This window comes from Sphingopyxis sp. H053 (genome assembly GCF_001468225.1).
In the GTDB taxonomy this organism is placed as follows: Bacteria; Pseudomonadota; Alphaproteobacteria; order Sphingomonadales; family Sphingomonadaceae; genus Sphingopyxis.
This window is the reverse complement of record NZ_LNRU01000005.1, coordinates 109,911-133,385: the sequence shown is the minus strand read 5'-3', so window position 1 is coordinate 133,385 and position 23,475 is coordinate 109,911. Positions and strand designations below refer to the sequence as shown.

The following is a 23,475-nucleotide window of genomic DNA, read 5'->3' as shown; positions in this document are numbered from 1 at the left end:
CCACGACGATGAAATGGACCTCGGCGCTCGCCATCTACCTGCTGTTCTGGGCGTTCAGCGCCTTCTTCGTGCTGCCCTTCCACGGCCGCCGCGCAAGCGATGACGCGACGCCGCTGGTGCGCGGGCAGGAACCGGGCGCGCCAGCGGCCTTCCGCCCCGGACGCATCCTGCTCCAGATGACGATCGCCGCGACGGTCGCCTTCGTCCTTTATTACGTCGCCTATGTGAACGGCTGGGCCGACCCCGACGTGCTCAGCGGGCGGACCTAAATAGCGGCAGCCCGATTGCCGATCCGACATGCCTGCTTTGGGACGAAAGTCGGACAATGGGTGCCCCGCTAATATTCGCTACAAGCTGGCCACCAGAGGAATGCGGCCGTATACCGCGCCCAGAGGTTGCCCTGCCGATGCAGGTGCCCACATTTCAGTGCGCGCTTTTGTGGACCGTAACCGACGGCCAGAACCCGCGCATTGGGCTTAATGAGAGGCCGCCTGCGGCTGTATGAAATCGCCCGATAAGACTTTAGAAGTTCTAGGCTGGAAGGCCCATTTCCGCGAACAGGTCACTAGCGAGGAAGCCCGGCAATGCCATCCCGTCCGGGTGATGGCCGTCCACCGCGGCAAGATCGACGTTGCGGGCGCCGGATTTCAGCGTTTCATCTCGCCCTATATTCCGGGCGCGGGGCCGTCGGACGATCATCCGACAGTCGGGGACTGGCTGCTTATCGACCGCGATACATTTGAGCCAGTACGCGTCCTGCATCGAATGAACCTGTTCAAGCGGCGCGCACCGGGCGATCCCCGCAAAGAGCAGATGATCGCCGCCAACGTGGACACGCTGTTCATTGTCGCCTCGTGCAACCAGGATTTTAGCGTCGCCCGGCTGGAGCGCTATTTGGTGCTGGCACGCGAGGTTGGGGTGAATCCCGTCGTGGTTCTCACCAAGACCGACCTGGCGGACGACCCGGAGGCTTTTGCGGCGGCCGCACGCGCGATCGAACCGGGATTGCGCGTCGAATCGGTCAATGGCCGCGACCCTGCCAGTGTCGCTCGCCTCGCCGCATGGTGCGGTAAGGGCGAAACCGTTGCGCTTCTTGGATCCTCGGGCGTCGGAAAATCGACGCTCGTAAACACTTTGCGAGGATCGGATAGCATCGCCACCCAAGCGATCCGCGCAGGGGACGGTACGGGCCGCCACACCACCACCGTGCGCGAAATGCATCGACTCGATGGAGGGGGCTGGCTGCTCGACACACCCGGTATGCGAGAGCTGCAACTGTCCGATGCGGCCACCGGAATATCGGAAGTTTTCGACGATTTCATCATTGTGGCGCAGCATTGCCGCTTTTCCGACTGTGCGCATGGCGTCGAGCCAGGCTGTGCCGTCCGGGCAGCGATTGCCGAGGGAAAATTGACGTCTGCGCGCTTCGATCGCTGGCGCAAACTGCCGGCCGAGGACAACATCAACCCTCCATATTTCAAGAAGCGCGCGCCGAACTGACAGATTCGCGAGGAATTCAACAACTGTCTGCTGACGGGAAGAATTCCGGAATCGTCGTCAACGCATTCGCGCAACTTCAGAATGTCCGCTTCCGGACGAAAGCCGCTACGCCGATCCGTTTATTTCAGCGCCGCTCAGTTCCGCAGGCGGTCGATCGCCTGCGCGAGCGCGACATAGAGCTTGCCGATATCCGACGAGAGCAGGGTGACACTGATTGCCGACCCGTCGCGTGCGCCGATGAGCACGCGCAGCATCGCTTCGAAATCGTGGATGAACTGGTTCACCGCGGCGTGGAAGCCATCGTCGGCCTGATAGATGCGCAGGATTTCCTTGGCCTCGCTATTGTCGATCAGCTTGACCGCACGCCGCGCGAACACGCCGCGGTCGCCCTTGAGGTACGCGTCCCATGCGATGTCGCTGACTTCGCTCGACAATATCTTTGTGACGTCGATCGCGGTCGATTTCAGCGATTCGGTCAGCAAGCCGACCTGTTTCGCGAGGGAGTCGCGGTCCGACGCGGCGATCGCCTGTTCGGCTTCGCTCACGCGCTGTTCGACGCTCGCGCTGGTGTCCATGATCGTGATCAGCTGGCGCATCAAGCGGTCGGCGGCGCCGTTGGCGGCGGCGACGGCGCGCGCTGAGGCTTCCTCGATCGCGCTGAGTTGCGCCATGATCTCGTTCTTGAACGCGGCGTCGATCGCATCGGTCGCGGTCGCCTGCATCGTCTCGCGCGCGCTCGTCACCAGCTTTTCGAGTGTCAGTCGGGCTTCGTCGGCCGCCGAATCGGCGGTGGCGCGAACTTCGCCCAGCGTCGCGATCATGCGCGCGCCGCCCTGTTCTGCGAATTCGTCGGCACCTTCGCGCAGCTTGGCGAGCGCCGTCTCGGCGTCGGCGAGCGAGCCGTTGATGCGGTCGACAAGCGCCTGCTGGCTGGTCGCATGACCCGCCATCTGTTCCTCGTTCGCCTTGAGCGTCGCTTGGACGGCGTTGACGTGCGACGCCGTCGATTGCGCGACGAGTTCCGACGCATCGAGGATCGGGCGGAGCTGCGACAGCGCCGTCTGCGTCGTCTTGCCGTGCGAGGTGATACGGTCGAGCGCGTGCGGCAGCGTTTCGTCGAGTTCGCGCGTCACGGCATCGAGCGCGAGGAGCAGCGATTCGGCATGGGTGATAAGCTGATGCGCCGAGGCGTTGCCGCTCTGCACTTCCTGCATGAAGGCGCCGAGCTGCGCTTTGGTATCGTCGATCGAGCGGCCGATGACCCCCGTGCTGGCGCTGACGCTGACATCAAGGATTTCGAGCTGCTTGCCGACTTCGGCGACATGCGCGGTGATGCGCGAGGCGAGCGCGTCGCTGGCGTCGGCGTGCGCCGCGAGCTGCACGCCCATCGCATTTCCGGCATCGCGGGCGAGGCCGAGCTTCGCATCCATCAGCGCGCCGGCGTCGTCGACGCCTTCGCGGAACTGCCGCCAGCTTTGATCCATTTGGCCCGTCATCGCGGCGACGGTCGAGGTCATGTCATCGCGTGCGGTGGCCGCTACCTTTGTCATTTGCGCAAGCACGGCGCCTTGCTCGTTGGCAACCTGCGCCGACGCGGCGAGCAGTTCCGCTTCGGTTTCCTTCGTCTGTTCCTGCAGCGCGACGATCGCCTCGAGCATGGTCGCAGTCGTTTCGGTTCCGGTCTGCGCCGCCTTGGCCGCTTCCTCGCCAAGCGCCGCGAGCCGGGCTTCGAGATTGGCGCCCTGCTGGTGCGCGACGAGACCGGCTTCGCGGAAATTGACCGCGAGCCGCTGCGCGACGTCGTCGATCCGGGGCAGGCCGGCGAGCAGCCCATCCATCCGCTGCAGCGCGACATCGCCCGAGCGTGCGAGCTGGTCGTGCGCATTGGCGATGACCGAGGCATTGCTGGCGAGCTTGTCGCTGCTTTCACCCAGCCGCAATACGGTGTCGAGGCCGAGCTGCTGGACGATCTTCGCCTGCTCGCCGAGCTGCTTCTGCGCATCGGCCAGATGCAAGCCGAGCGAATGCATCGACTGGTTGAGCGCCATATTCTCTTCGCGAAGCGCGGCCGCGACCCGGGCGAAACGCGCCTGTTCGGACCGGCCCGATCGGAGCAAGGCCATCCACAGCACCGCAAGCAGCGTCAGCGGCATCGCGATCGTAGCGACCAGTGTGGGCCAGACGGAGAGGGCCGGGCTGCGTGCAAAGCCGCCTGTTGCGACGGAAAGCGCGAACCCCGTCCAGCCGACCGCCAGAAGGATAAGCAGTGCCGGGGCACCGCGTTCGCGCCAGGCCGGCGCAGCGCGTGGCGCTTCGTCGATATCCCCGGCGTCATCGAGCGAGGACATGTCGAGCCAATTCCGTTCGGTGGGCGCCTCGGTTTCGGGCGCGAGCGCGGGTTCGGGCGCCGCCACTTCTGCCGGTTCCGCGCCGTCCGCTTCCTGGTTTGTCGCGGAATTCCGCCACAATCCAACGATTTTCTTTTCCCCCGTCATCCTGCCATCTTAGCATCAAATGGCCGCCATGAAACGGAAACTTAACTACAAGCTGCCAATCCTGTGGAATGTCTTTCGACAGCGGCCCCCTTGACCGATATCTCAGCGCGGCGTTCGGCGACGATCCGGCGATGGCGATGGATCTGCGCACCGCCTTCACCGGCAGCGCGCGCGACCTGTCCGACCTGATGCGCCGATCGCGCTGCGATGCGAACTGGGAAATGGCGGCAACCCGCCTGAAAGGGCTCGCCGCGACCTTTGGCATCATCCCGCTGATCCAACTCGCCGAAGCGGCGATCGAGGGCGCGCCGGGTGACCCCGCCGTGCTGCGCCGGATCAACCTGGCAATCGACGCGATCGCCTGACCGCCGGCCCTGACGCTGTGCGGCCCGGACCGGCAGACCGGGTTCAATTTCGGTTCAGCCGCTTTTCTCCATTGAAATATCGATACCGCCTGTCTTGCCTTGGCAACGCGACGGGTTTAGCCGCGTTTACGACGCGCGGCCGAACCTGTGTGCGCCAAAGCGCATGCCTGGGCGAAGGCGGCCGAGTAAAAGGAGAGATTTCGATGTTTAACCGTTTCCGCTCGATGCCCGCAACGGCGATGGCCGCCGTGCTGGGCTGCGCGCTGATGGCGACTGCGACCCCGGCTACCGCTCAGAAGAAAGAGAAGCCGAAGAAGGAAGAAGAGGCGAAGGGCAAGGGCCTGTCGGCAAGCAAGGGGTTCGGCCCCGCGCTCAAGAAAATGACCGACGCGACCACCGCAAAGGACGCCGCGGCGTTGCAGGCGGCGCTGACCGAAGGGCAGGGGACCGCCACCGCGCCCGACGATAAATATCTCCTCGGCTTCTACCAGCTCCAGCTCGGCATCCTGAACAAGGACCAGGCGGTTCAGGGACAGGCGCTCGATGCGATGCTCGATTCGGGTCTGACCCCGCCGGAAAATCTCGCGGTCTACAGCTTCTTCTCGGGCAATTTCGCTTATGCGGCGAAGGACTATCCGAAGGCGATCAAGCGGCTCGAAGCCGCGCGAGCCGCGGGTTCGACCGAAGCCAATGTGCCCATTCTGTTGATGGACAGCTATCTCAGCTCGGGTCAGGTCGATCAGGGCATCACGATCGCCAAGGCCGCGATCGAGGCAAGCCGCGCCGCGGGTCAGCGTCCGTCGGACGAACTGTATGTCCGGCCGATCAAGGCGTTGCAGGCGGCAAAGCGCAACGACGAGATGCTAGGCCTGATGACCTTGCGCCTGCGCGACTATAGTCAGCCGCAAGTCTGGCGTCAGACCTTGTTTTCGGTGCTGCAGGCCGGGCCGGCTGCCGGGACGCCGAAGGAACAGGAATCCGTTACGCTCGACGTCATGCGCCTGATGCGCGCGGCGGGCGCGATGACCGAACGCCTCGAATATGACGAGTATAGCGCGCTTGCGGCCAGCGACGGCCTGCCGGGCGAAGCCGTCGCCGTTATCCAGGAAGGCGAGCAGAAGAAGGTTTTCCCGGGCACCGACGCGAAGCTGGCGGCCCGGCGCGATGACCAGAAGGCGCGCGCCGGCAACGAGGCATCGACCATCGTGGCCTATTCCAAGCAGCCTTCGACGCTGACCAATCCCAAGACGGCGGGTGCCACCGCCGACGCGCTGGTCGGCTATGGTCATTATGCCGATGCGATTCCGCTCTATCAGGCGGCGGCAAAGGGCGCAGCGGACAAGGACATGTGGACGTATCGCCTCGGCGTTGCCCAGGCACTGTCGGGCGACAAGGCGGCCGCCAAGGCCAGCTTCGGCCAGGTGGCCGGCCCCCGCAAGCGGTTGGCCGACCTTTGGGTGGTCAAGCTGGATGCACCCGCGGCGGCTCCCGCTGCGGCGGCTACCCCGGCGGCTCCCGCGACGAACTGATCGCGCGCTCCGCACAAAAGAAAAAGGGCGCCGTCCGGTCAGGATGGCGCCCTTTTCTTATGGCCGACCTGCAATCTCAGGGTTCGACGGGAATTCCCGCCAGCTGTTTCGCGGTGCGAATCGTCAGCGAGGTTTTGACGCTGGTGACGTTGGGCGCCGACGTCAGGTGCGCGGTCAGGAACGACTGGAAGCTCTGCAGGTCGCGCGCGACGACCTTCAGCAAAAAGTCGATCTCGCCGTTCAGCATATAGCATTCGCGCACCTCGGCGAGCCCGCCGACATAGTCCTCGAACGCCTTCAGGTCGGATTCGGCCTGGCTGCGCAGGCTGACCATCGCAAAGACGGTGATTCCATAGCCGAGCTTCGATGCGTCGAGGTCGGCGTGATAGGACCGGATGACCCCCGATTCCTCGAGCGCCCGGACACGTCGGAGACATGGCGGAGCCGTCAGCCCCACCATTTGTGCCAGTTCGACATTCGTCATCCGCCCGTTTTTTTGCAGCTCGCCCAGTATCTGCAAATCAATCTGATCGAATTTCTGACTAGCCATCATTGAAACATCCGCTTTCCAAAACTGCGGTGACCATAATATTATTTCAGGCGATTGCAATTGTCCCACAATGCGACGTGGACGGTTAAGGCACTTTCATGACCGGATGATTCACGCTAGCCGGTAAGCATATGCTAACCAACGACCAAGGCTGTGGGGCTGATTTCGCGTGACTGCTGACTCGATGATTGCGACCATCTTGCGCCAGGCGCCTGCGGATCGCCGTGCGAGCATCACTGCCTGGCGACAACTTACCGATATTCTGGCGCAGCGCGGCAATCAACTGTCCGATGACGATATTCGCCGCAGCCTGCACGCGCTTGCCGTACTCAGGCCGCGTGTGCCCGAATCGGTACGGCGCGACTGCGCGCGCGCCGTCGCGCGCCATGGCCGTTTTGCACCGCTCGTCGCGCTCTATGCCAATGATGTGCCGGCGGTGTCGGCGATCATGCTGCGCGATGCGCGGCTCGCCGAAGCCGACTGGCTGGCGCTGCTGCCGGCGACGAGCGCGATGGCACGGTCGGTGCTGGCGGGACGCTCCGACTTGCCGCACGGTGTTTATCGCGCGCTCGCCAGCCTGGGCAGCGCGTCGGTCGCGCTGCCGCAGCCCGAAGCCGCCGCGCACGAGGAACCGGCTCCCACAGCCGAAGCGACGCCCGAACCCGCGAGCGAGGGGCATCCGAGCCAGATCAGCGAACTCGTTCGTCGGATCGACAAATATCAGTCGACGCGCACTCAGCCCGCCCAATCGCGGGCGCCGCGCGCGGCATTCCTGTTCGAAACCGGCCCCGATGGCGTCGTCCACTGGGTCGAGGGCGTGACGCGCGGCGCGGTGATCGGCCTGTCGATCGCCGAGGCGGCCTATGGCGGCGAGCCGGGCACCGACGGCGTTGCCGCGGGCGCCTTTCGCCAGCGCGCCGAAATCATCAACGCGCGCATGCTGCTGGAAGGGACGCCGGCGGAGGCGGGCGAATGGCGGTTTTCGGCGCTGCCCTGGTTCGACCCGGCGACAGGGCAGTTCCGCGGTTACCGCGCGAGCGCGCGCCGCCCGCACCGCAATGAAATGCCCTTTGGGCGGCCGGCGTCGGAGGATTCGGGCGATTCGATCCGTCAGCTCATCCACGAGCTTCGCAGCCCGCTGAATGCCATTTCGGGTTTTGCGCAGATTATTTCGGGACAGATGTTCGGGCCGGTCAGTCACGGCTATCGTGGGATGGCCGAAACGATCGTCGCCGATGCCGCGTCGGTACAATCGATCATCGACGATCTGGAGACCGCGGCGCGCAGCGGCTCGGCGGGCACCGGCGCCCCGTCGGACGAGGTCGTCGATATCGGCGTGGTGGTGACGCAAGTCGAAAGCGAACTTGCCGCGCTCCTCGCCGACCAGCGCGTGGATCTCAGCATCTCGCGCGTCGGGGGACCGTTCCTCGGGCTTGCCGGCGACGCGGATGTCCGGCGGATGGTTGGCCGCCTGCTGACGGCGCTGGTCGATGTATCCGAACCGGGGGCAATATTGGTTGGGCAATTGGTGACCGAATCGCGGCACGACGACATGCTCCAGCTGCGGGTCGTCCGCCCCGCGACGATCCGCTTTGCCACGGCGGCGGACCTGCTCGACCCGGGGTTCAGCCCCGAAGGCGAAGCGCCCGGCGCCGCGGTGCTCAGCCTCGGTTTCTCGCTTCGCCTCGTCGACAGCCTCGCGCGCGGTAGCGGGGGACGCCTCGATATCGGGCATAACGCCTTGACCTTGCACCTGCCCTCCGCCAACTCAAAGGCCGAAGTCGAGCTGGAAGCCCAGCAAGGCGAGTAGGTCTGTCGGCCAGCCTTTCGGGGCAAAGGGGAGCATAGTGCAGCCTGCGGGCAATTTCTTTGCGTATCCGGCCGCATCGGACCTGATCGAACTGGACGGCGGTGAGCGCCCCCGATTCTGGGTCACGATCGACACCGAAGAGGATTTCGACTGGGCCGCGCCCTTCGCGCGCACCGGCTATCGTCTCGCGTCGGTTCCCGCGCTCGCCGAATGCCAGAGCTATTTCGAGCGTGCCGCGGTTCGCCCCATCTATCTGGTCGATTGGCCGATCGTCGCCGACGACCGCGTGGTAGGCATTCTGGGTGCGGCGCAGGATGGCGGCCGCTGCGAAATCGGCGCGCAGCTCCATCCCTGGGTAACCCCTCCGCACGATGAGGATGTGAACGAGCGCAACAGCTATACCGGAAACCTGCCCGCCGCGTTGCAGCGCGCGAAGATGACGGCGCTGCGTGATGCGATCCGCGATCGCTTCGGCATCGCGCCGGTCGTCTACCGCGCCGGCCGTTACGGCCTCGGCTCCGACACCGCCGCGATGCTCGCCGAACTGGGCTTCCGCTGCGACACATCGGTGCGCAGCGGGTTCGATTATCGCGCCGGGCACGGCCCCGACTATCGCGACGCGCCGCTGCATCCCTGGTGGGTTCGGACGGGGCAGGGCGCCGTGCTCGAGATGCCGGTCACCACCGTCTTCGGCGGCTTGCTCGGGGGAGCGGGACGCCGCATCTATCACCGCGTCGCGCGAAACGGCACCCACGCCGGCGCCGCGCTCGCGCGTCTGGGGCTTATCGAGCGGATCGCACTGACGCCCGAGGGGATCCCCGCCGAACGCGCGTGCAAGGCGATCGATATCGCGATCGCGGCGCGCCTTCCGGTGCTCAACTTCTCGTTCCACTCGCCGTCGCTGCAGCCGGGAAATACGCCTTACGTCCGCAGTGTTGCGGATCTCGACCTCTTCTATCGCTGGTGGGACATTGTGCTCGACCACCTCGCGCGCCGCGGCGTTGAGGCGACTACCGCCGCGGGAATATTGGCGATGGCCGAACGAAGGGTTCCTTCAAAGCCGGCATCCTGATCGTTGGCGCTTGCCAATGCGGCGCGGCCTCCGCTATCGCCCGCACACCCCCACCGGGTTTCAAAAGGGGGCCTGTAGCTCAACGGTTAGAGCTGGCCGCTCATAACGGCTAGGTTGCGGGTTCGAGTCCTGCCGGGCCCACCATTTCCTCCACCATTTTCCCTTGCAAATCGAAACCGATACCTCTCCATTGCGCGGGCAGAAGGAGAGGGACATGGGGAAGCGGCGAATGATTTTGCTCGGCGGTCTTGCGATCGTTGCTGTGGTTGCTGGGACGGTGGCGGTACGGACCGCGACCTTCGCGCCCAAGGACATCGCCGACGGCAGCGCCATCCGGCTCGCCGCCGTGCCGGCCTATGATCTCGATGCCGTCGTCGGCCATCTGAGCGCCGCGGCGCAGATCAAGACGATCTCGCACCAAGACCCGGCCGAGAATGACGTCGCCGAATGGGACCGGCTGCATAGCTGGCTCGCGGCGACCTATCCGGCGACGCACCGCGTCATGGCGCGCACGATCCTGCCGAACCGGACGCTCGTCTATCACTGGCCGGGCAGCGACGCGTCGCTCGCACCGATCATCGTCATGGCGCATCAGGATGTCGTGCCCGTTACCGAGGGCACCGAAAAGGACTGGAAATATCCCCCCTTTGCGGGAACGATCGCCGAAAAGGCGGTGTGGGGCCGCGGCACGGTCGACGACAAGGGCTCGCTCATCGGGCTGTTCGAAGCGATCGAGGCGCTGGCGGCGCAAGGCTTCCAGCCCAAGCGCGGCATCTACCTCGTGTCGGGGCACGACGAGGAAGCCGGCGGATCGGGCGCTGTCGCGGCCGCAGCCAAGTTGAAGGCCGAGGGCGTGCGCGCGCTCTATACGCTCGACGAGGGCAGCGTCGTGCTGCGCGACACCCCGGTGATCGACGGGCCCGCCATCCTGATCGGCGTCGCCGAAAAGGGCTATGCGACGCTCAAGGTCACCGCCAACGCACCCGGCGGGCACAGTTCGATGCCGCCCGCCGAAACCGGCGTGACGACGCTGGCGCGCGCCGTGCTCGCGATCACCGAAAGCCCGTTCCCGATCGAAATGCGCGGCCCCGGTGCGGCGATGGTCGAGGCGCTGGCTGCGCACAAGGGCGGCACGACGAAGTTGGCGGTCGCGAACCAGTGGCTGCTCGGCCCGGTGCTGAAAAAGCAGCTTTCGGCTTCGCCTTCGTCGGCTGCGGCGTTCCACACGACGATCGCGCCGACGATGCTTCAGGGAAGCCCCAAGGAAAATGTGCTGCCGCAATCGGCCACGGCGTTGATCAATTATCGCATCGCGCCGTGGAACAGCTCGGCCGACGTGATGGCGCGCGCGAAGGCGGCGGTCGGCGATGCGCCGGTCGAACTCAGCTGGGTGAAACCGCCGAACGAGCCGTCGCGCGTGTCGTCGACCAGCTCGCAAGGCTGGAAATATGTCGTCGCGGCGGCGCGCGCCGATGCGCCCGATGCCATCGTCGCCCCATTCCTGGTCGTCGGCGCGACCGACAGCCGCAGCATGGGGCCGATTTCCGAGGATGTGTACCGCTTCATGCCGATGCACTTCACGCTCAAGGAAACCGCGATGATCCACGGCACCAACGAACATATGACGATCGACAGTTTCAAGCGGATGATCGATTTCTATGCGCGGCTGATCGCGACGTCGGCCGGGTAAGATTGGGATGCATTTGATACAGCTTCCGGCCTCGGTCTTGGCAATCGCATTGGCTCTATGTGGCATCTTCGCATTTGGTGTTCGTGTCTGGCTAAAAACTTTCATCGAGAGTCGAGTGAAGGTGACCGTCGATATTCAAACTGAAGAAATTCGTAGCCAACTGCGGAACTCCGAAGAGCGTCTTAAAAGCAATCTTCGAAATCGAGAGGCGGAAATCTCTGTACTTCGTGATGGCGCTCTAAGTGGTCGAGCAAGTCGCGCGGCTCAGATTGATAAGAGACGACTTGCAGCTGTCGATCATCTTTGGGACGCCGTTCTGAAACTGAGTAGTCTACAAGGCCCCGCTTTGACGTTGTCTATGTTGAAGCTGGACGCAGTCGCGAAAGAGGTGCCCGAAAACGAGAACCTTCGAGAGATGCTCGAAATGATGATGCTCGTTAAAGATTTCGAGGAGACTATTTCCGGTCTGCGAGCAGAAGTGGAGCGGCCATACGTAGAAGAACCATTGTGGTCTGCCTATTCCGCCTATTCGTCTGTCATAATTGGATCTTGGGCTATTATGAAAATGCTAACAATAGGCATCAAGGACGCAAATCAATTTGTTAAACTAGATCACATGAAAAATGTGCTAAAGGCTGCTTTGCCACATCGCGCTAAAGTGATTGATGAAGGAGATGTCACATCTCACTATCATTTTCTTGATGAGATTAAGCAAAACATTCTAGTCGAAATCAAACGAGAGCTCGATGGTGAGCGCGCAGACGGCGAAGCATTGAAGAAAGCCGCGACTATTATGGACGCAGTAAAAAAGGTTGAGCGGGATGCGTCCGAAATTTCTAACACGCCAGCGAGCAGCGAGAAATTTTAGCTCAACAGGGTCACCTGATTCTATCACGACCTACTTTGAAAGCTAATGTGGTCGGGGAGATAGGATTCGAACCTACGACCCTCTGCTCCCAAAGCAGATGCGCTACCAGGCTGCGCTACTCCCCGACTACTGCCCCGCGCCTTAGACAGCGCCGGGCCGCAAGTCTATACGTTGCTTGTCGCGGGACCCTTGAGTTCGATCAGATTTCCTTCGGGATCGCGGAAATAGATCGACGGGCCTTCGCCCTCTGCGCCGTATCGGGGTCCCGATTGTTCGATAGCGACGTCGTGGCGATCGAGGTGCGCGCGGATCGCGGCCTCGTCGAACGGAGCGACGGCGAGCGCGAAGTGGTCGACGTTCCGTCCCTCGCTGCCCGGCGCCGCGCCGCCGGTGGCGCCGAGGCGGCCGTCGATCGTCACGAGGTCGATCAGCGATTGCCCGGCGCGCAGCTGAAACAGGCCGATTTCCGCCTGCTCGCGTTCGTCGATACAGCCGATGACCTCGCGATAAAAGGCCAGCATCCGGTCGAGATCGGATATGCGCAGGACGATGTGATCGAGCCCTTTGAGATCGAAGGGCGGGGTGGACATCGGCATCGGATTTTCCTTTCCAACCCGAATGACGCCTGACCGCCCCACCGGGTTTCATCTCGCCGTGCAGGCAAAGAAAAAGGCGGCCTTCCCGAAGGAAGACCGCCCCAATCTCGTTTCAGTCAACGCCCCGAAGGGCTGCGACTTACTTCTTTTCTTCAGCCGGAGCAGCAGCGGCCGGAGCAGCAGCGGCGTCAGCCGGAGCAGCAGCGGTTGCAGCAGCGTCAGCGGCCGGAGCAGCAGCTTCTGCACCAGCAGCAGCAGCGTCGGCACCAGCGGCAGCGGCTTCAGCGCCAGCAGCAGCGGCGTCGGCGCCTTCTTCAGCAACCGCTTCAGCGGCAGGAGCTTCGGTGGTGGCTTCTTCAGCAGCCTTTTCACCGCAAGCGGCGAGGGCGAACATGCTGGCAGCAACGGCGATAGCAGCAAACTTCTTCATGATGTGTGGGCTCCCTAAAATGCCTTAACGCGTCCGGGAAAACTTCCCGTACCGCGAGCCGCGGGATTTAGCCGTTCCGCATGAATCGTCAACAAAAATAATTGAGATGGTCGGCGGCGGCGGGATTCTGTCATTTCTCCGTCACACTAGGGAAGCTCGTCGTTCGAGCTGTTCGCCAGAATCGCCAGAGTCGCGGCCCAAACTGTCACATTTTGCCGCAATTGCGCGGGGTCGATCTTGTCGAGCGTATCGTCGGGCGTGTGGTGGATATCGAAATAGCGTGTCCCATCCTGTGCCAGATCGATCGCCGGAACCCCGGCCTGCACGAGCGCGCCGATGTCCGCGCCGCCGTTCGCCGGCTGCTTCCCGCGGACGACGCCGAACGGCATCACCGCGGCGGCAATCCGGTCCGAAAGCGCCTTGGCGCTGTCGGGCAGTTTGAAATCGACCCGCCATACGCGGTCGGCACCAAAGTCCGACTCAAGCGCGACGGCGTGCTTCTCTTTTCCATGCGCTTCGAAATAGGCTTTGCCGCCGAACACGCCGACTTCTTCGGCGCCCGCCCACAATATGCGGATCGTGCGGCGCGGCTGGCCGGCCGTCATCACATGCTTGGCGGCGGCGGTGATGATCCCGCAGCCCGCGGCGTCGTCGATCGCTCCTGTGCCGAGATCCCAGCTGTCGAGGTGGCACGCCACGATCACGGGGCTTGCGGCGGGGTCGCTGCCCGGCACTTCGGCGATGACATTGCCCGACTTGCGGGTGCCTAGGTTCTGCGGAGTCAGGATAAGCTTGATCTTGAGGTGCGGCGCCGTGTCGGTGCGCACCGGCTGCGGGCGTTGCCACTGCCGGGCAAGTTGATCGGCATCGGGGTTCGAGATCGCGCCTGCCGGGATCGGCTTCACTTCGGCGTCGAAATTGGTAACGCCGGTGTGCGGGTTCCGGTGGTTGTCGGTGCCGATAGAGCGGATCACGATCGCGATCGCGCCCTTTTTCGCCGCGACATTGGGGCCGGTGAACCGGCCGCGTCCATAATAGCCATAGCCGCTTCCGTCCTGCGTCGGCTTCATGTCATGGTCGATGAAGACGATCTTGCCCTTCACCGCCGCATCGGGCGCCGCCGCCAGCGCATCGAAGCTCTCGAAATAGGCAATTTCGCCCTCGATCCCCTTGGGTCCGGTCGAGGCGCTGTTCCCGAGCGCGGTAATCGCGAGCTTCTGCGGCACGAGACTGCTGGTCAACCAGGCCTCTTCGGCGCCGCGTACCCACACGGGCATGTCGAACGCTTCCTCGCGGACATGAGCAAAGCCCATTGCCTGCAGCCGCCGCACGGCCCAGCGGCGCGCCACGGCTTCGGCGTCGGTCCCGGCCATGCGCTGACCGACGTCTGTCGTCAGGTCGCGCGCGATCGCCCATGCGGGATCATCGCCGCGCTGCGCCAGTTCAGCAGCGCTCTGCGCCGGTTGCGCCGATGCGGTGGAACTGGCGGTGATAAGGAGAAGGGCGGCGATTCCGGCTAAGCGGGTGGAGCGATGGGGGGTTTTCATGCCGCTTTCGTAACGGCGCGCCGCGCGCGCGCAAGCGCCGATTGCCAATCGCGCGCCCATTCGCTAACCGGCGCGCAACTCATAACTCTCCCGGCCGCGCGCGCGGCCCAGCCCATACCGGAGCATATCCATGGCCGCCCAATATAGTTTCGTGATGAAAAGTCTGAACAAGACTTATCCCGGCGCGCAAAAGCCGACGCTTAAGGATTTGAGCCTGCAATTTTATCCCGATGCCAAGATCGGCATCGTCGGCCCGAACGGCACCGGTAAATCGACGCTGATGAAGATCATGGCCGGCATCGACAAGGAATTCACCGGCGAAGCTTGGGCAGGCGAGGGGATCACCGTCGGCTATCTGGCACAGGAACCGCAGCTCGATCCGACCAAGACGGTCAAGGAAAATGTCATGGACGGCGTCCGCGGCGTCGCCGACATGATGGACCGCTTCAACGAGATCAGCACGCTGATGGCCGATCCGCCCGCCGACGCCGATTTCGACGCGCTCATGGAGGAAATGGGCACGCTTCAGGAAAAGATCGACGCGGTCGACGGCTGGACGCTCGACAACCAGCTCGAAATCGCGATGGAAGCGCTCCGCTGCCCGCCGGGCGATTCGAGCGTCGAAAGCCTGTCGGGCGGTGAAAAGCGCCGCATCGCGCTCACCCGCCTGCTGCTCGAAAAGCCCTCGATCCTGCTGCTCGACGAACCGACCAACCACCTCGACGCCGAAAGCGTCGCGTGGCTCGAAAAGCATCTCGTCGACTATCCGGGCAACGTCATTCTCGTCACCCACGATCGCTACTTCCTCGACAATGTCGTGAACTGGATCCTCGAACTCGATCGCGGCCGCTATTTCGTCTACGAAGGCAATTATTCGACCTACCTCGAAAAGAAGGGCAAGCGCCTCGAGCAGGAATCGCGCGAGGACGCGGGTCGCCAGAAAGCGATCAAGGACGAGCTCGAATGGATCCGGCAGTCGCCCAAAGCCCGCCAGGCCAAATCGAAGGCGCGTATCAAAAGCTTCGACCAGCTGGTCGAGGCGCAGGAAAAGCGCATCCCCGGCAAGGCGCAGATCGTCATCCAGGTTCCCCAGCGCCTCGGCGGCAAGGTGATCGAGGTCGAGAATATCTCGAAAGCCTTTGGCGACAAATTGCTCTTCGAAAACCTGTCCTTCTCGCTTCCGCCCGGCGGCATCGTCGGCGTGATCGGCCCCAACGGCGCGGGTAAATCGACCTTGTTCAAGCTGATCACGGGACAGGAAACCCCCGACAGCGGCAAGGTGACGATCGGCGACACCGTCCACCTCGGCTTCGTCGACCAGAGCCGCGACGACCTGAAACCCGACAATAATGTCTGGCAGGAAATCTCGGGCGGCGCCGAAATGATGAACATCGGCAAGCACGAGATGCAGACGCGCGCTTACGTGGGCGCGTTCAACTTCAAGGGCGTCGACCAGCAGAAAAAGGTCGGCCAGCTCTCGGGCGGCGAACGCAACCGCGTCCATATGGCGAAGATGCTGAAACAGGGCGGCAACGTCCTGCTGCTCGACGAACCGACCAACGATCTCGACACCGAAACGCTCGCCGCGCTCGAAGAAGCGCTCGAGAATTTCGCGGGCTGTGCGGTGGTCATCAGCCACGACCGCTTCTTCCTCGATCGCCTCGCGACGCATATCCTCGCGTTCGAGGGCGACAGCCATGTCGAATGGTTCGAAGGCAATTTCGAATCCTATGAAGAGGACAAGATCCGCCGCCTCGGCGACGACGCGACGCGCCCGCATGCGACGTCGTACAAGAAACTGACGCGCTGACCGGGATGAGCGGGGAGGGGCAGTCACCGATTTCGTCGGGCGCGATCCGCATGGATGCGGACGCGCTCAACGAATTTCTGAAGGCGGCCTTCCCGCACTCCGAACCCGGATCGCGCGGTCACGTCGTGTCTGCCGCGCCGGGTTTCATTCAGGCGCGGATGGACCCGACCGACAAGGCGCTCCGCCCCGGCGGGCTGATCTCCGGCCCCACGCAGATGGGTTTCGCCGATATGGCGGCCTATGCGCTCGTCCTCGCGCATATCGGCCCGGTCGCGATGGCGGTGACGAGCGCGCTCAACTACCAGTTCCTGCGCCCTTGCCGCCCCGGGCCGCTGTTTGCCGACGCGCATATGCTGCGCCTCGGCAAAAGGCTGGCGGTGATGGACGTGCGTATCTGGACCGACGACGCCGACAAGCCGGTGGGGCAGGCGAATGTGACTTACGCTATTCCCTGAGGGGATTCCGAGCCTCCGCTGGCGATCGATAGCCGACCTTCTCTATCATCGTCACCCTCTAACGAGACATGTGGCTCGTTAGACTTGATCCGGGGGCCACAGCTACCGTCGCGTTAATGGATCCCGGATCAAGTCCGGGATGACGAAAGGAGGAGGAGTCTGCTTTCAACGCGACCGGTAACCGCTCAAAACACGGCTTTCCTACATTGTTCCGGTATGCCAGCGTCGGTTTCGGCTCTTTGAATTCGTCAAAATTCCGCTCCTCCGCCTAAAGCGACAAAGGAGACATTTTCGGCGCGCACATCCGTATCCTTTGTCGCCTTAAAGCCACAAAGGACACAGTTTCGATACGCGCATGCGGGGCTTTTGTGGCTTTAAGCCTCAATATTCCAGCGACGGATACCAGTCGGTGCCGCGGCCCGACGGAGTGAGATCGAGGATATTCCACAGACTCGCGATGTCGGGTGCGTCGCGCGGATCCTGCCCGGGGTCGGCCATGGCTGCAGTCATTTCGCTCTTCCAGAACAGCCGGATGCCGCTGCCGTTACGCTTGAACACCGCGAGCGCCGGGTTTTCACCGCCGTCGGCGTTGAGCAGCCTGAAATCCCGCGCATAATCGTCGCCGACGGTCTGCACGAAATCGAGCGCCTGCCAGCCGCGCTCCTGTGCGAACGCCTTTTGCCGTTCGACCGGGCTGCGCCCGATGATCTTGAGCGCGATGCGCTGCTTGATGTCGTTTCCATTGCCGTTCACCGCGCCCAGCCAGTTGGTGCACATTGGGCAGGGGCGCTCGCGTTCGGGGCCGTACATCCAGAAATACGCGACCAATGTGTCATGCTCGCCGAACAGCTCGGCCAGCCCGAGCTCGGCGCCGTTTGCATCCTTGAACCGGTAATCCTTCATCAGTGGCCCGGGCGGCAGCGCACGGCGCTGTTCGGCCAGCCGCGTCATCTTTCGGCGCAGGTCGATTTCTTCGGCGAGCAGTGATTTTCGGGCTTTGGTATAGGCTTCATCTTCGCCGGGAAAGGCATGTCTACGCGAAGCAAGCGCCGGCGCAGCCGACAGGGTTTGGCGAAGGGCCATCAGGTTCTCCTTTTTTGGAGAACGTGTCATCAACGTCATTGTTGCGGCGGAGTTTCACGCTTGCCCGCAGCCCTGCGTCGCTTCGTCGCGCGCCGCGCGGCCCCGTCATGCGGGCGCGGCCTCCCACAGCATCAGCTTGGTCGCATGGACATTGTCGCGCGCGCTTTTGGCGTCGAGTCGGGTCAGTTTCACATCGCCCTTGAGCGCACCCATCTCGATCATCGCGTGGATCACCACGACCCCGCCCGCGCCGAGATCGATCTCGAACTCGGCGGGCCGCGCGAGGCTCGCTTTCGCGGTCGCGACGTGGAGATGATGCTTGCCGGGGTCGACGTCGGCCATCAGCATCTGGCCCGATTTGATCTGGCCGCTGGCCGTGCCGTCGAGCGTGACGTTCATGCCCTGGAGTGCGGCGACGAAGCCTCGGCGACAGACATAGATGCGTGCCTTGCCTGTCGGGGGCTCCATCTTCCGGGCATCGGCGACAAGGCCGCCATCCGCTTTTATGCCGCGCTTGTTGCTCGACAGAGCCCAAACGATAACGCCGATGAACAGGATAAGCAGGATGGGCGCGACGATCATCATCGTCTCGTCGCCAATCGCCTCAAAGACTGGCGGGCCAATGAAAGCTCCGAAAACGGCCGCGATCGCAATGATCGTCAGCCACATGGCATTTTTGCCGCTCATCCCGACCTCCCCTGTCAGGCGGGAGAAAATTCTCCCGACGTTTCGTCCATCACGTGCAGCACGCCGTCGCTGATCGCGAAAAAGGCGCCGCGCAGCTTCAGCGTGCCGCGATTTTCCTTTTCCTGGATACAGGGGAAAGTCCTGAGATTCGCTATGCTCACGCGCACAGCTTCCATCTCCATGGCGCGGCCCGCATCGCGATTGTCGAAATCGGGATATTGCGCGCGAATCTCCTCGCTCGCCTCGTCGAGCATTGCGATCCAGTCGGCGATGAAACCGCCGCGTCCGGGTTCGGCGCCTGCCATCGACCGATGCAGTGCGGCGTGACACCCGCCGCACATGCCGTGACCCATCACGACGATTTCCTCGACCTTCAGAAACTGCACCGCGAATTCGAGCGCCGCCGAGACGCCGTGACGTCCGGGCGTCGTCTCGAACGGCGGCACCAGCGCCGCGACATTGCGAACGACAAAGATTTCGCCGGGATTGGTGTCGAAAATCTGCGACGGTTCGGATCGGCTGTCCGAGCAGGCGATGATCATCACCTTGGGCGATTGCCCCTCGGCCAGTTCGTTCCAGCGTTCGCGCTGTTGCTGCCAGCCGCCGTTACGGAAACGCCGGTAGCCATCGATCATATCTGCAAAGTGAGTCATGTGCCGCCCTTAGCATAGGTAGAGAGGTTGAGAAGAGGCGCGTGCGCGACTATGTGGGCCAAATGAACGCTCCCGCATCACCCGCCGCCACTCCCAGCCAGCGCCAGCGCAAGCCCGACTGGATTCGCGTCAAGGCGCCGACCAGCCCCGGTTATGCCGAAACGCGCAAGCTGATGCGCGAGCTCAACCTGCATACGGTGTGCGAGGAGGCTGCGTGCCCGAACATCGGCGAATGCTGGACGAAAAAGCACGCGACGGTGATGATCCTCGGCGACACCTGCACCCGCGCCTGCGCCTTCTGCAACGTCAAGACCGGCATGCCGCGCCCCGTCGACCTGCTCGAACCCGAGCATACCGCAATCGCCGCGGCGAAGATGGGGCTCAGCCACATCGTCATCACCTCGGTCGACCGCGACGATTTGCCCGACGGCGGCGCGAGCCAGTTCGTGAAGGTGATCAACGCGCTGCGCCGCGAAACGCCGCAGACGACGATCGAAATCCTGACGCCCGATTTCCGCAACAAGCCCGAAAGCGCGGTTGCGGCGATCGTCGATGCGCGCCCCGACGTCTATAACCACAATCTCGAAACCGTGCCGCGGCTCTATCCGACGATCCGCCCGGGCGCGCGCTATTATGCGTCGCTCCGCCTGCTCGAAAGCGTCAAGCGCCGCGATCCGTCGATCTTCACCAAGTCGGGCGTGATGCTCGGGCTCGGCGAGGAGCGGATGGAGGTGCATCAGGTGATGGACGACATGCGCAGTGCCGACATCGATTTCATGACGATGGGCCAGTATCTCCAGCCGACGCCCAAGCACGCCAAGGTGATCGACTTCGTGACGCCGCAGGCGTTCGACGCTTATGCGCAGATTGCGCGGGCGAAGGGCTTCCTGCAGGTCGCTTCGTCGCCGCTGACGCGTTCGAGCTATCATGCGGGCGACGATTTCGAACGCATGCGCGCGGCCCGCGAAGCGCAGCTGGCACGCGTCAAGGCGGACTGACGAACCTTTGCCGCGGCACCACGAAACCCGCGTCCTGCCGTACAGCGACGAGCAGATGTTTGCGCTCGTCACTGATATTGCGCGCTATCCCGAGTTCCTGCCCTGGGTAATCGCGCTGCGCATCCGCAGCGACAGCGAACATGAGGCGGTCGCCGACATGATCGTCGGTTTCAAGGGGCTGCGCGAAAGCTTTTCGTGCCGCGTCCACAAACAGCGGCCGAGCGAGGTTTGCGTGAGCTACATCGACGGCCCGATGAAGCATCTGAACAACGAATGGCATTTCCAGCCCGCCGAGGGTGGCGGATGCCGTGTCGACTTCCTCGTCGATTTTTCGTTCCGCAGCCGGATGTTTGAGGCGCTCGCCGGGCAGATGTTCGACAAGGCCCTGCGCAAGATGATCGCGGCGTTCGAAACCCGCGCCGACGAACTTTACGGGGTTGTGGCCTGACTTGCCCCCACGGCGTTTTCTTTTTGCGAAATCAGCTCCGGCGACGTAAGACGAGCCCAGCATCAAGAGTTGGGGCGACGCCCAACGCCAACCTGCCGATCCGGGCAAGGTGGCACTCCGCAAGGAGGATGTGGCCGGGCCGGCAACTAAAGCGGATCAAGCCACCAAGCGTCGAACCTGTAAAGAGGAAGCGACGCGCCGTGCCCATAACAATACCCGATCAACTCCCCGCTCGACATACTCTCGAAGCCGAGGGGGTCATGGTGATGGGTGAAGCCGATGCAGTGCGCCAAGACATCAGGCCGCTGCGGATAGGCTTGCTAAACCTCATGCCGAACAAGATCGACACCGAAACCCAGCTGGCCCGACTGCTTGGGGCGAACCCGCTTCAAATCGAATTGACGCTGGTGCGGATCACGGATCATGTTTCCCGCAACACGCCGGCCGATCACATGGCGGCCTTCTATCGGCCGTGGAGCGACGTCAGCGCCGAGCGATTCGACGGTTTCATCATCACGGGCGCACCCGTCGAACGGCTACCTTATGAGGATGTTCGCTATTGGCCCGAACTGCGGTCGATCCTTGATTGGACACAGACGCATGTCCATCGCTGCTTCACGATCTGCTGGGCTGCGCAAGCCGCCCTTTTTCACTTTCACGGCATTCCAAAGCGCAACCTGTCGCGCAAAGCCTTCGGCGTGTTCAGGCATCAAAATCTGGCCCCCACGTCGCCTTATCTTCGGGGTTTTTCAGACACATTCGACGTACCCGTCTCGCGCTGGACAGAGGTTTGCCCTTCCGCTTTGGCCGGCGCGAAAGGGCTGCATGTTCTTGCAGGCAGTGACGAAGTGGGTGCCGGCTTCGTCGACGACCGCGTCAACGGAATGCTGCACATGTTCAACCATCTTGAATATGATACCGGCACGCTCGCGTCCGAGTACCACCGCGACGGACCCGGCCAGCTTCCGAAAAGCTATTTTCCTGCCGACGATCCTGCACGCCCCCCGGAAAACCGTTGGCGCGGTCATGCTCACTTGCTGTTCGCGAACTGGGTCAACGAAATCTATCAAACAACGCCATTTGATTTCACCGGCAGCGTGAACGCGGAACGACCGAAGCCAAAGGCGCCGCTCCTGCGCTCTCAAGCCGGCAGGGCAATATCTTCCGACGGCCGCAACTCGTCCTTGTCGGGTTGAAGCAGGTCGAGCGCGAACAGCGTGGCCGCATGGCGGATCGCCGCGCGATCGGTCGATTCGAACTGCACCCGCTGGGTGAAATAATCGTCGGGATCCTGCCCGCGGAGCGCGCGCGCGAACACGATCAGGCCGACGGGCTTCTTTTCCGACCCGCCGCCGGGGCCGGCGATCCCGGTGATCGCGACCGCGACATCGGCGTCGCTGTTGGCGAGCGCACCCGCCGCCATCGCCCACGCGGTCGCGAGCGAGACTTCGCCAAAGGTTTCCAGTATCTCGCTGCTGACGTCGAGCTGGCACTGCTTGGCATGGCCCGAATAGGTGACGAAGCCGGCGCTGAATACGTCCGAGCTCCCGGCGATATCGGTCAGCGCGACCGAGACCATGCCGCCCGTGCAGCTTTCGGCCACGGCGACTTTCCGCCCCGCAGCGCGGTTGTTTGCAAGGACGGTTGTGGCAAGGTCGTCGCGCGCGGCAAGGCGCGTTTCAGCATCGGACAGCACGGGTTCAATTCTCCGGAAGTTGCAGGGTCGCGACGGCCTGGGCCGCGATCCCCTCGCGGCGACCGGTGAAGCCCAGCCGCTCTGTCGTAGTTGCTTTGACACTAACCCGTTCGAGCGGAATCGCAAGGATTTCGGCAATCCGTGCCCGCATCGCGGCGCGGTGCGGGCCGATCTTCGGCGCTTCGGCGATGATCGTCACGTCGACATGGTCGATGCGCCCGCCGCGCGTCGCCGCCCGCTCGGCTGCAAAGCCAAGGAAGCGGTGCGACGCCGCGCCGCGCCATTGCGGGTCGCTGGGCGGAAAATGATCGCCGATATCGCCGTCGCCGAGCGCGCCGAGGATCGCATCGGTCAGCGCGTGAAGCGCGACGTCGGCATCGCTATGCCCTTCAAGTCCATGACTATGGGCGATTTCTATTCCCCCGATCCATAGCGGCTTGTCCGCCACCAGGCGATGGACGTCATATCCCATGCCAACGGCAGTGCGCGTCATTCGATCGATCCCCAGCAAGCCGTTCAGGATCGCCATATCCTCGGCATATGTCAGTTTATGAAGGCGGGCGTCGCCGGGCACCGCAACGACCGGCAGGCCAAGCCGCCGGACGAGTTGCGCGTCATCGGTCGCGGCCGCCTCGACGGCTTCGGCATGCGCGCGGCGCAATGTGCCAAGATGGAACGCCTGCGGCGTCTGGACGCGCGCCAGCGCGCTGCGGTCGACAACGTCACCGGCGAGATGGGCGGCTTGTTCGACCAGCGTATCGGGAACTGGAAGCGTCGGGATCGCCGCTTCGGCGTTCCCCAGCGCCGCCAGCAGGCGATCGATCACCTCCGCGGTCACGCCCGGCCTCGCCGCGTCATGGACCAGAACAAGCGCCTCGTCGTCCCAGCCTGCCATCGACGCGAGCGCATTGCCGACCGATTGCTGCCGCTCGACGCCGGGATCGGCGGAGATCCAGGCGTTCGGAAGGTCGCCGATGGCCGCCAAGACGTCATCATTCGCAACCAGCACGCCGCCCGAAATTGCGGGATGCGCTGCAAAGGCGTCGAGGCTCCACCGGAGGACCGGCTTTCCGCCCAGCGCTTCGAGCTGCTTCGGCTGCCTGAAGCCCGCACGCGTTCCCTGGCCCCCGGCAAGCAGGATTACCGCGACGGGCGGGGCAGGGAGGAAGGCGGACTCGATCATCGTGCGCGCC

23 protein-coding genes, 2 tRNA genes and 1 riboswitch are annotated in these 23,475 nt (G+C 63.6%); of the genes, 14 read left to right on the top strand and 11 right to left on the bottom strand.

The annotated features are described in order from the left end of the window. Positions 1-8 precede the first annotated feature (8 nt). Both ATE70_RS10965 and rsgA read left to right on the top strand, forming a co-directional pair. Positions 9-269 (top strand): DUF1467 family protein, encoded by a 261-nt coding sequence (locus ATE70_RS10965; protein WP_058537958.1) that lies wholly within the window; start codon positions 9-11, stop codon positions 267-269. A gap of 232 nt (positions 270-501) precedes the next feature. Beyond that, positions 502-1,500 carry a ribosome small subunit-dependent GTPase A gene (rsgA, locus tag ATE70_RS10960; protein WP_082639401.1) on the top strand — a complete coding sequence of 333 codons (999 nt, stop codon included), beginning with the start codon at positions 502-504 and terminating at the stop codon, positions 1,498-1,500. A 134-nt stretch (positions 1,501-1,634) separates the two neighbouring features. Here rsgA and ATE70_RS10955 read toward each other — a convergent pair whose 3' ends face one another. Next, positions 1,635-3,914 carry a DUF5312 domain-containing protein gene (locus ATE70_RS10955; protein WP_231732649.1) on the bottom strand — a complete coding sequence of 760 codons (2,280 nt, stop codon included), beginning with the start codon at positions 3,912-3,914 and terminating at the stop codon, positions 1,635-1,637. Between the two features lie 149 nt (positions 3,915-4,063). Here ATE70_RS10955 and ATE70_RS10950 point away from each other — a divergent pair, with 149 nt between their 5' ends. Both ATE70_RS10950 and ATE70_RS10945 read left to right on the top strand, forming a co-directional pair. After that, positions 4,064-4,360 carry a hypothetical protein gene (locus tag ATE70_RS10950; protein ID WP_058537956.1) on the top strand — a complete coding sequence of 99 codons (297 nt, stop codon included), beginning with the start codon at positions 4,064-4,066 and terminating at the stop codon, positions 4,358-4,360. Positions 4,361-4,563: 203 nt separating this feature from the next. Beyond that, positions 4,564-5,889: a hypothetical protein gene (locus tag ATE70_RS10945; protein ID WP_058537955.1), complete on the top strand. Its 1,326-nt coding sequence runs from the start codon at positions 4,564-4,566 to the stop codon at positions 5,887-5,889. A gap of 76 nt (positions 5,890-5,965) precedes the next feature. Here the strand turns inward: ATE70_RS10945 and ATE70_RS10940 are convergent, their stop codons facing one another. Beyond that, positions 5,966-6,439 (bottom strand): Lrp/AsnC family transcriptional regulator, encoded by a 474-nt coding sequence (locus ATE70_RS10940; protein ID WP_037510868.1) that lies wholly within the window; start codon positions 6,437-6,439, stop codon positions 5,966-5,968. A 184-nt stretch (positions 6,440-6,623) separates the two neighbouring features. Between ATE70_RS10940 and ATE70_RS10935 the strand changes: the two genes are divergently transcribed. From ATE70_RS10935 to ATE70_RS24845, 5 genes are all read left to right on the top strand, one after another. Continuing rightward, positions 6,624-8,249, top strand: coding sequence for a histidine kinase dimerization/phospho-acceptor domain-containing protein (locus ATE70_RS10935; protein WP_058537954.1), 1,626 nt, complete (start codon positions 6,624-6,626; stop codon positions 8,247-8,249). 37 nt (positions 8,250-8,286) lie between these two features. After that, on the top strand, positions 8,287-9,321 hold the full coding sequence (locus ATE70_RS10930) for a polysaccharide deacetylase family protein (protein ID WP_058537953.1): 1,035 nt from the start codon (positions 8,287-8,289) through the stop codon (positions 9,319-9,321). A 68-nt stretch (positions 9,322-9,389) separates the two neighbouring features. Next, positions 9,390-9,465, top strand: a tRNA-Ile gene (locus ATE70_RS10925). A gap of 70 nt (positions 9,466-9,535) precedes the next feature. After that, entirely contained in the window at positions 9,536-11,011 is a 1,476-nt protein-coding gene (locus ATE70_RS10920; protein ID WP_058537952.1) for a M20 family peptidase, read from the top strand. 37 nt (positions 11,012-11,048) lie between these two features. Beyond that, entirely contained in the window at positions 11,049-11,879 is an 831-nt protein-coding gene (locus ATE70_RS24845) for a hypothetical protein (RefSeq protein WP_156420163.1), read from the top strand. A 48-nt stretch (positions 11,880-11,927) separates the two neighbouring features. Here the strand turns inward: ATE70_RS24845 and ATE70_RS10910 are convergent. From ATE70_RS10910 to ATE70_RS10895, 4 genes are all read right to left on the bottom strand, one after another. Further along, a tRNA-Pro gene (locus ATE70_RS10910) sits at positions 11,928-12,004 on the bottom strand. Between the two features lie 39 nt (positions 12,005-12,043). Then, positions 12,044-12,475 carry a VOC family protein gene (locus ATE70_RS10905; protein ID WP_231732651.1) on the bottom strand — a complete coding sequence of 144 codons (432 nt, stop codon included), beginning with the start codon at positions 12,473-12,475 and terminating at the stop codon, positions 12,044-12,046. A gap of 48 nt (positions 12,476-12,523) precedes the next feature. Continuing rightward, on the bottom strand, positions 12,524-12,847 hold the full coding sequence (locus tag ATE70_RS24270) for a hypothetical protein (protein WP_156419659.1): 324 nt from the start codon (positions 12,845-12,847) through the stop codon (positions 12,524-12,526). A 204-nt stretch (positions 12,848-13,051) separates the two neighbouring features. After that, positions 13,052-14,452 carry a M20/M25/M40 family metallo-hydrolase gene (locus tag ATE70_RS10895; RefSeq protein WP_058538213.1) on the bottom strand — a complete coding sequence of 467 codons (1,401 nt, stop codon included), beginning with the start codon at positions 14,450-14,452 and terminating at the stop codon, positions 13,052-13,054. Between the two features lie 130 nt (positions 14,453-14,582). Between ATE70_RS10895 and ettA the strand changes: the two genes are divergently transcribed. Then, complete coding sequence (gene ettA / locus ATE70_RS10890; protein ID WP_058537949.1) at positions 14,583-16,262, top strand: energy-dependent translational throttle protein EttA; 1,680 nt, start codon at positions 14,583-14,585, stop codon at positions 16,260-16,262. A gap of 5 nt (positions 16,263-16,267) precedes the next feature. Next, positions 16,268-16,717: a PaaI family thioesterase gene (locus ATE70_RS10885; RefSeq protein WP_058537948.1), complete on the top strand. Its 450-nt coding sequence runs from the start codon at positions 16,268-16,270 to the stop codon at positions 16,715-16,717. Positions 16,718-17,098: 381 nt separating this feature from the next. On the opposite strand, the gene ATE70_RS10880 is transcribed toward ATE70_RS10885, so the two are convergent. From ATE70_RS10880 to ATE70_RS10870, 3 genes are all read right to left on the bottom strand, one after another. After that, the gene (locus ATE70_RS10880) at positions 17,099-17,800 is read right to left on the bottom strand and encodes a DUF899 family protein (RefSeq protein WP_058537947.1); all 702 of its coding nucleotides are present in this window, start codon (positions 17,798-17,800) and stop codon (positions 17,099-17,101) included. A gap of 105 nt (positions 17,801-17,905) precedes the next feature. Further along, positions 17,906-18,487 carry a hypothetical protein gene (locus ATE70_RS10875; protein ID WP_058537946.1) on the bottom strand — a complete coding sequence of 194 codons (582 nt, stop codon included), beginning with the start codon at positions 18,485-18,487 and terminating at the stop codon, positions 17,906-17,908. 14 nt (positions 18,488-18,501) lie between these two features. After that, positions 18,502-19,140, bottom strand: a complete 639-nt coding sequence (locus tag ATE70_RS10870; RefSeq protein WP_058537945.1) for a carbonic anhydrase — start codon at positions 19,138-19,140, stop codon at positions 18,502-18,504. Between the two features lie 62 nt (positions 19,141-19,202). Here ATE70_RS10870 and lipA point away from each other — a divergent pair, with 62 nt between their 5' ends. The 3 genes from lipA (at position 19,203) to ATE70_RS10855 (ending at position 21,782) form a co-directional block, all read left to right on the top strand. Beyond that, on the top strand, positions 19,203-20,138 hold the full coding sequence (gene lipA / locus ATE70_RS10865) for a lipoyl synthase (RefSeq protein WP_058538212.1): 936 nt from the start codon (positions 19,203-19,205) through the stop codon (positions 20,136-20,138). A 7-nt stretch (positions 20,139-20,145) separates the two neighbouring features. Then, a complete protein-coding gene (locus tag ATE70_RS10860; RefSeq protein WP_058801005.1) occupies positions 20,146-20,586 on the top strand; it encodes a type II toxin-antitoxin system RatA family toxin in 441 nt (146 codons plus the stop codon). Between the two features lie 54 nt (positions 20,587-20,640). Continuing rightward, positions 20,641-20,746, top strand: a riboswitch (SAM-I-IV-variant riboswitch). A gap of 40 nt (positions 20,747-20,786) precedes the next feature. Next, positions 20,787-21,782: a homoserine O-succinyltransferase gene (locus tag ATE70_RS10855; protein WP_082639392.1), complete on the top strand. Its 996-nt coding sequence runs from the start codon at positions 20,787-20,789 to the stop codon at positions 21,780-21,782. On the opposite strand, the gene ATE70_RS10850 is transcribed toward ATE70_RS10855, so the two are convergent. Together ATE70_RS10850 and ATE70_RS10845 are read right to left on the bottom strand one after the other, a co-directional pair. After that, positions 21,728-22,282, bottom strand: coding sequence for a CinA family protein (locus ATE70_RS10850; protein ID WP_156419657.1), 555 nt, complete (start codon positions 22,280-22,282; stop codon positions 21,728-21,730). The two genes, ATE70_RS10855 and ATE70_RS10850, sit on opposite strands and share 55 nt — an antisense overlap. A 4-nt stretch (positions 22,283-22,286) precedes the next feature. Continuing rightward, a complete protein-coding gene (locus ATE70_RS10845; protein ID WP_058537943.1) occupies positions 22,287-23,465 on the bottom strand; it encodes a bifunctional 2-C-methyl-D-erythritol 4-phosphate cytidylyltransferase/2-C-methyl-D-erythritol 2,4-cyclodiphosphate synthase in 1,179 nt (392 codons plus the stop codon). Positions 23,466-23,475: the final 10 nt, after the last annotated feature.

Excerpts from the sequence above, each read along its gene's own strand:
- ATE70_RS10945 (WP_058537955.1), top strand. The coding sequence starts at position 4,564 with ATGTTTAACCGTTTCCGCTCGATGCCCGCAACGGCGATGGCCGCCGTG.
- ATE70_RS10885 (WP_058537948.1), top strand. The coding sequence starts at position 16,268 with ATGAGCGGGGAGGGGCAGTCACCGATTTCGTCGGGCGCGATCCGCATG.
- ATE70_RS10870 (WP_058537945.1), bottom strand. The coding sequence starts at position 19,140 with ATGACTCACTTTGCAGATATGATCGATGGCTACCGGCGTTTCCGTAAC.
- ATE70_RS10845 (WP_058537943.1), bottom strand. The coding sequence starts at position 23,465 with ATGATCGAGTCCGCCTTCCTCCCTGCCCCGCCCGTCGCGGTAATCCTG.
- ATE70_RS10920 (WP_058537952.1), top strand. The coding sequence starts at position 9,536 with ATGGGGAAGCGGCGAATGATTTTGCTCGGCGGTCTTGCGATCGTTGCT.
- lipA (WP_058538212.1), top strand. The coding sequence starts at position 19,203 with ATGAACGCTCCCGCATCACCCGCCGCCACTCCCAGCCAGCGCCAGCGC.
- ATE70_RS10905 (WP_231732651.1), bottom strand. The coding sequence starts at position 12,475 with ATGCCGATGTCCACCCCGCCCTTCGATCTCAAAGGGCTCGATCACATC.
- ATE70_RS10965 (WP_058537958.1), top strand. The coding sequence starts at position 9 with ATGAAATGGACCTCGGCGCTCGCCATCTACCTGCTGTTCTGGGCGTTC.
- ATE70_RS10940 (WP_037510868.1), bottom strand. The coding sequence starts at position 6,439 with ATGGCTAGTCAGAAATTCGATCAGATTGATTTGCAGATACTGGGCGAG.
- ATE70_RS10950 (WP_058537956.1), top strand. The coding sequence starts at position 4,064 with ATGTCTTTCGACAGCGGCCCCCTTGACCGATATCTCAGCGCGGCGTTC.
- ATE70_RS10880 (WP_058537947.1), bottom strand. The coding sequence starts at position 17,800 with ATGGCCCTTCGCCAAACCCTGTCGGCTGCGCCGGCGCTTGCTTCGCGT.
- ATE70_RS10875 (WP_058537946.1), bottom strand. The coding sequence starts at position 18,487 with ATGAGCGGCAAAAATGCCATGTGGCTGACGATCATTGCGATCGCGGCC.
- rsgA (WP_082639401.1), top strand. The coding sequence starts at position 502 with ATGAAATCGCCCGATAAGACTTTAGAAGTTCTAGGCTGGAAGGCCCAT.
- ettA (WP_058537949.1), top strand. The coding sequence starts at position 14,583 with ATGGCCGCCCAATATAGTTTCGTGATGAAAAGTCTGAACAAGACTTAT.
- ATE70_RS10935 (WP_058537954.1), top strand. The coding sequence starts at position 6,624 with ATGATTGCGACCATCTTGCGCCAGGCGCCTGCGGATCGCCGTGCGAGC.
- ATE70_RS10895 (WP_058538213.1), bottom strand. The coding sequence starts at position 14,452 with ATGAAAACCCCCCATCGCTCCACCCGCTTAGCCGGAATCGCCGCCCTT.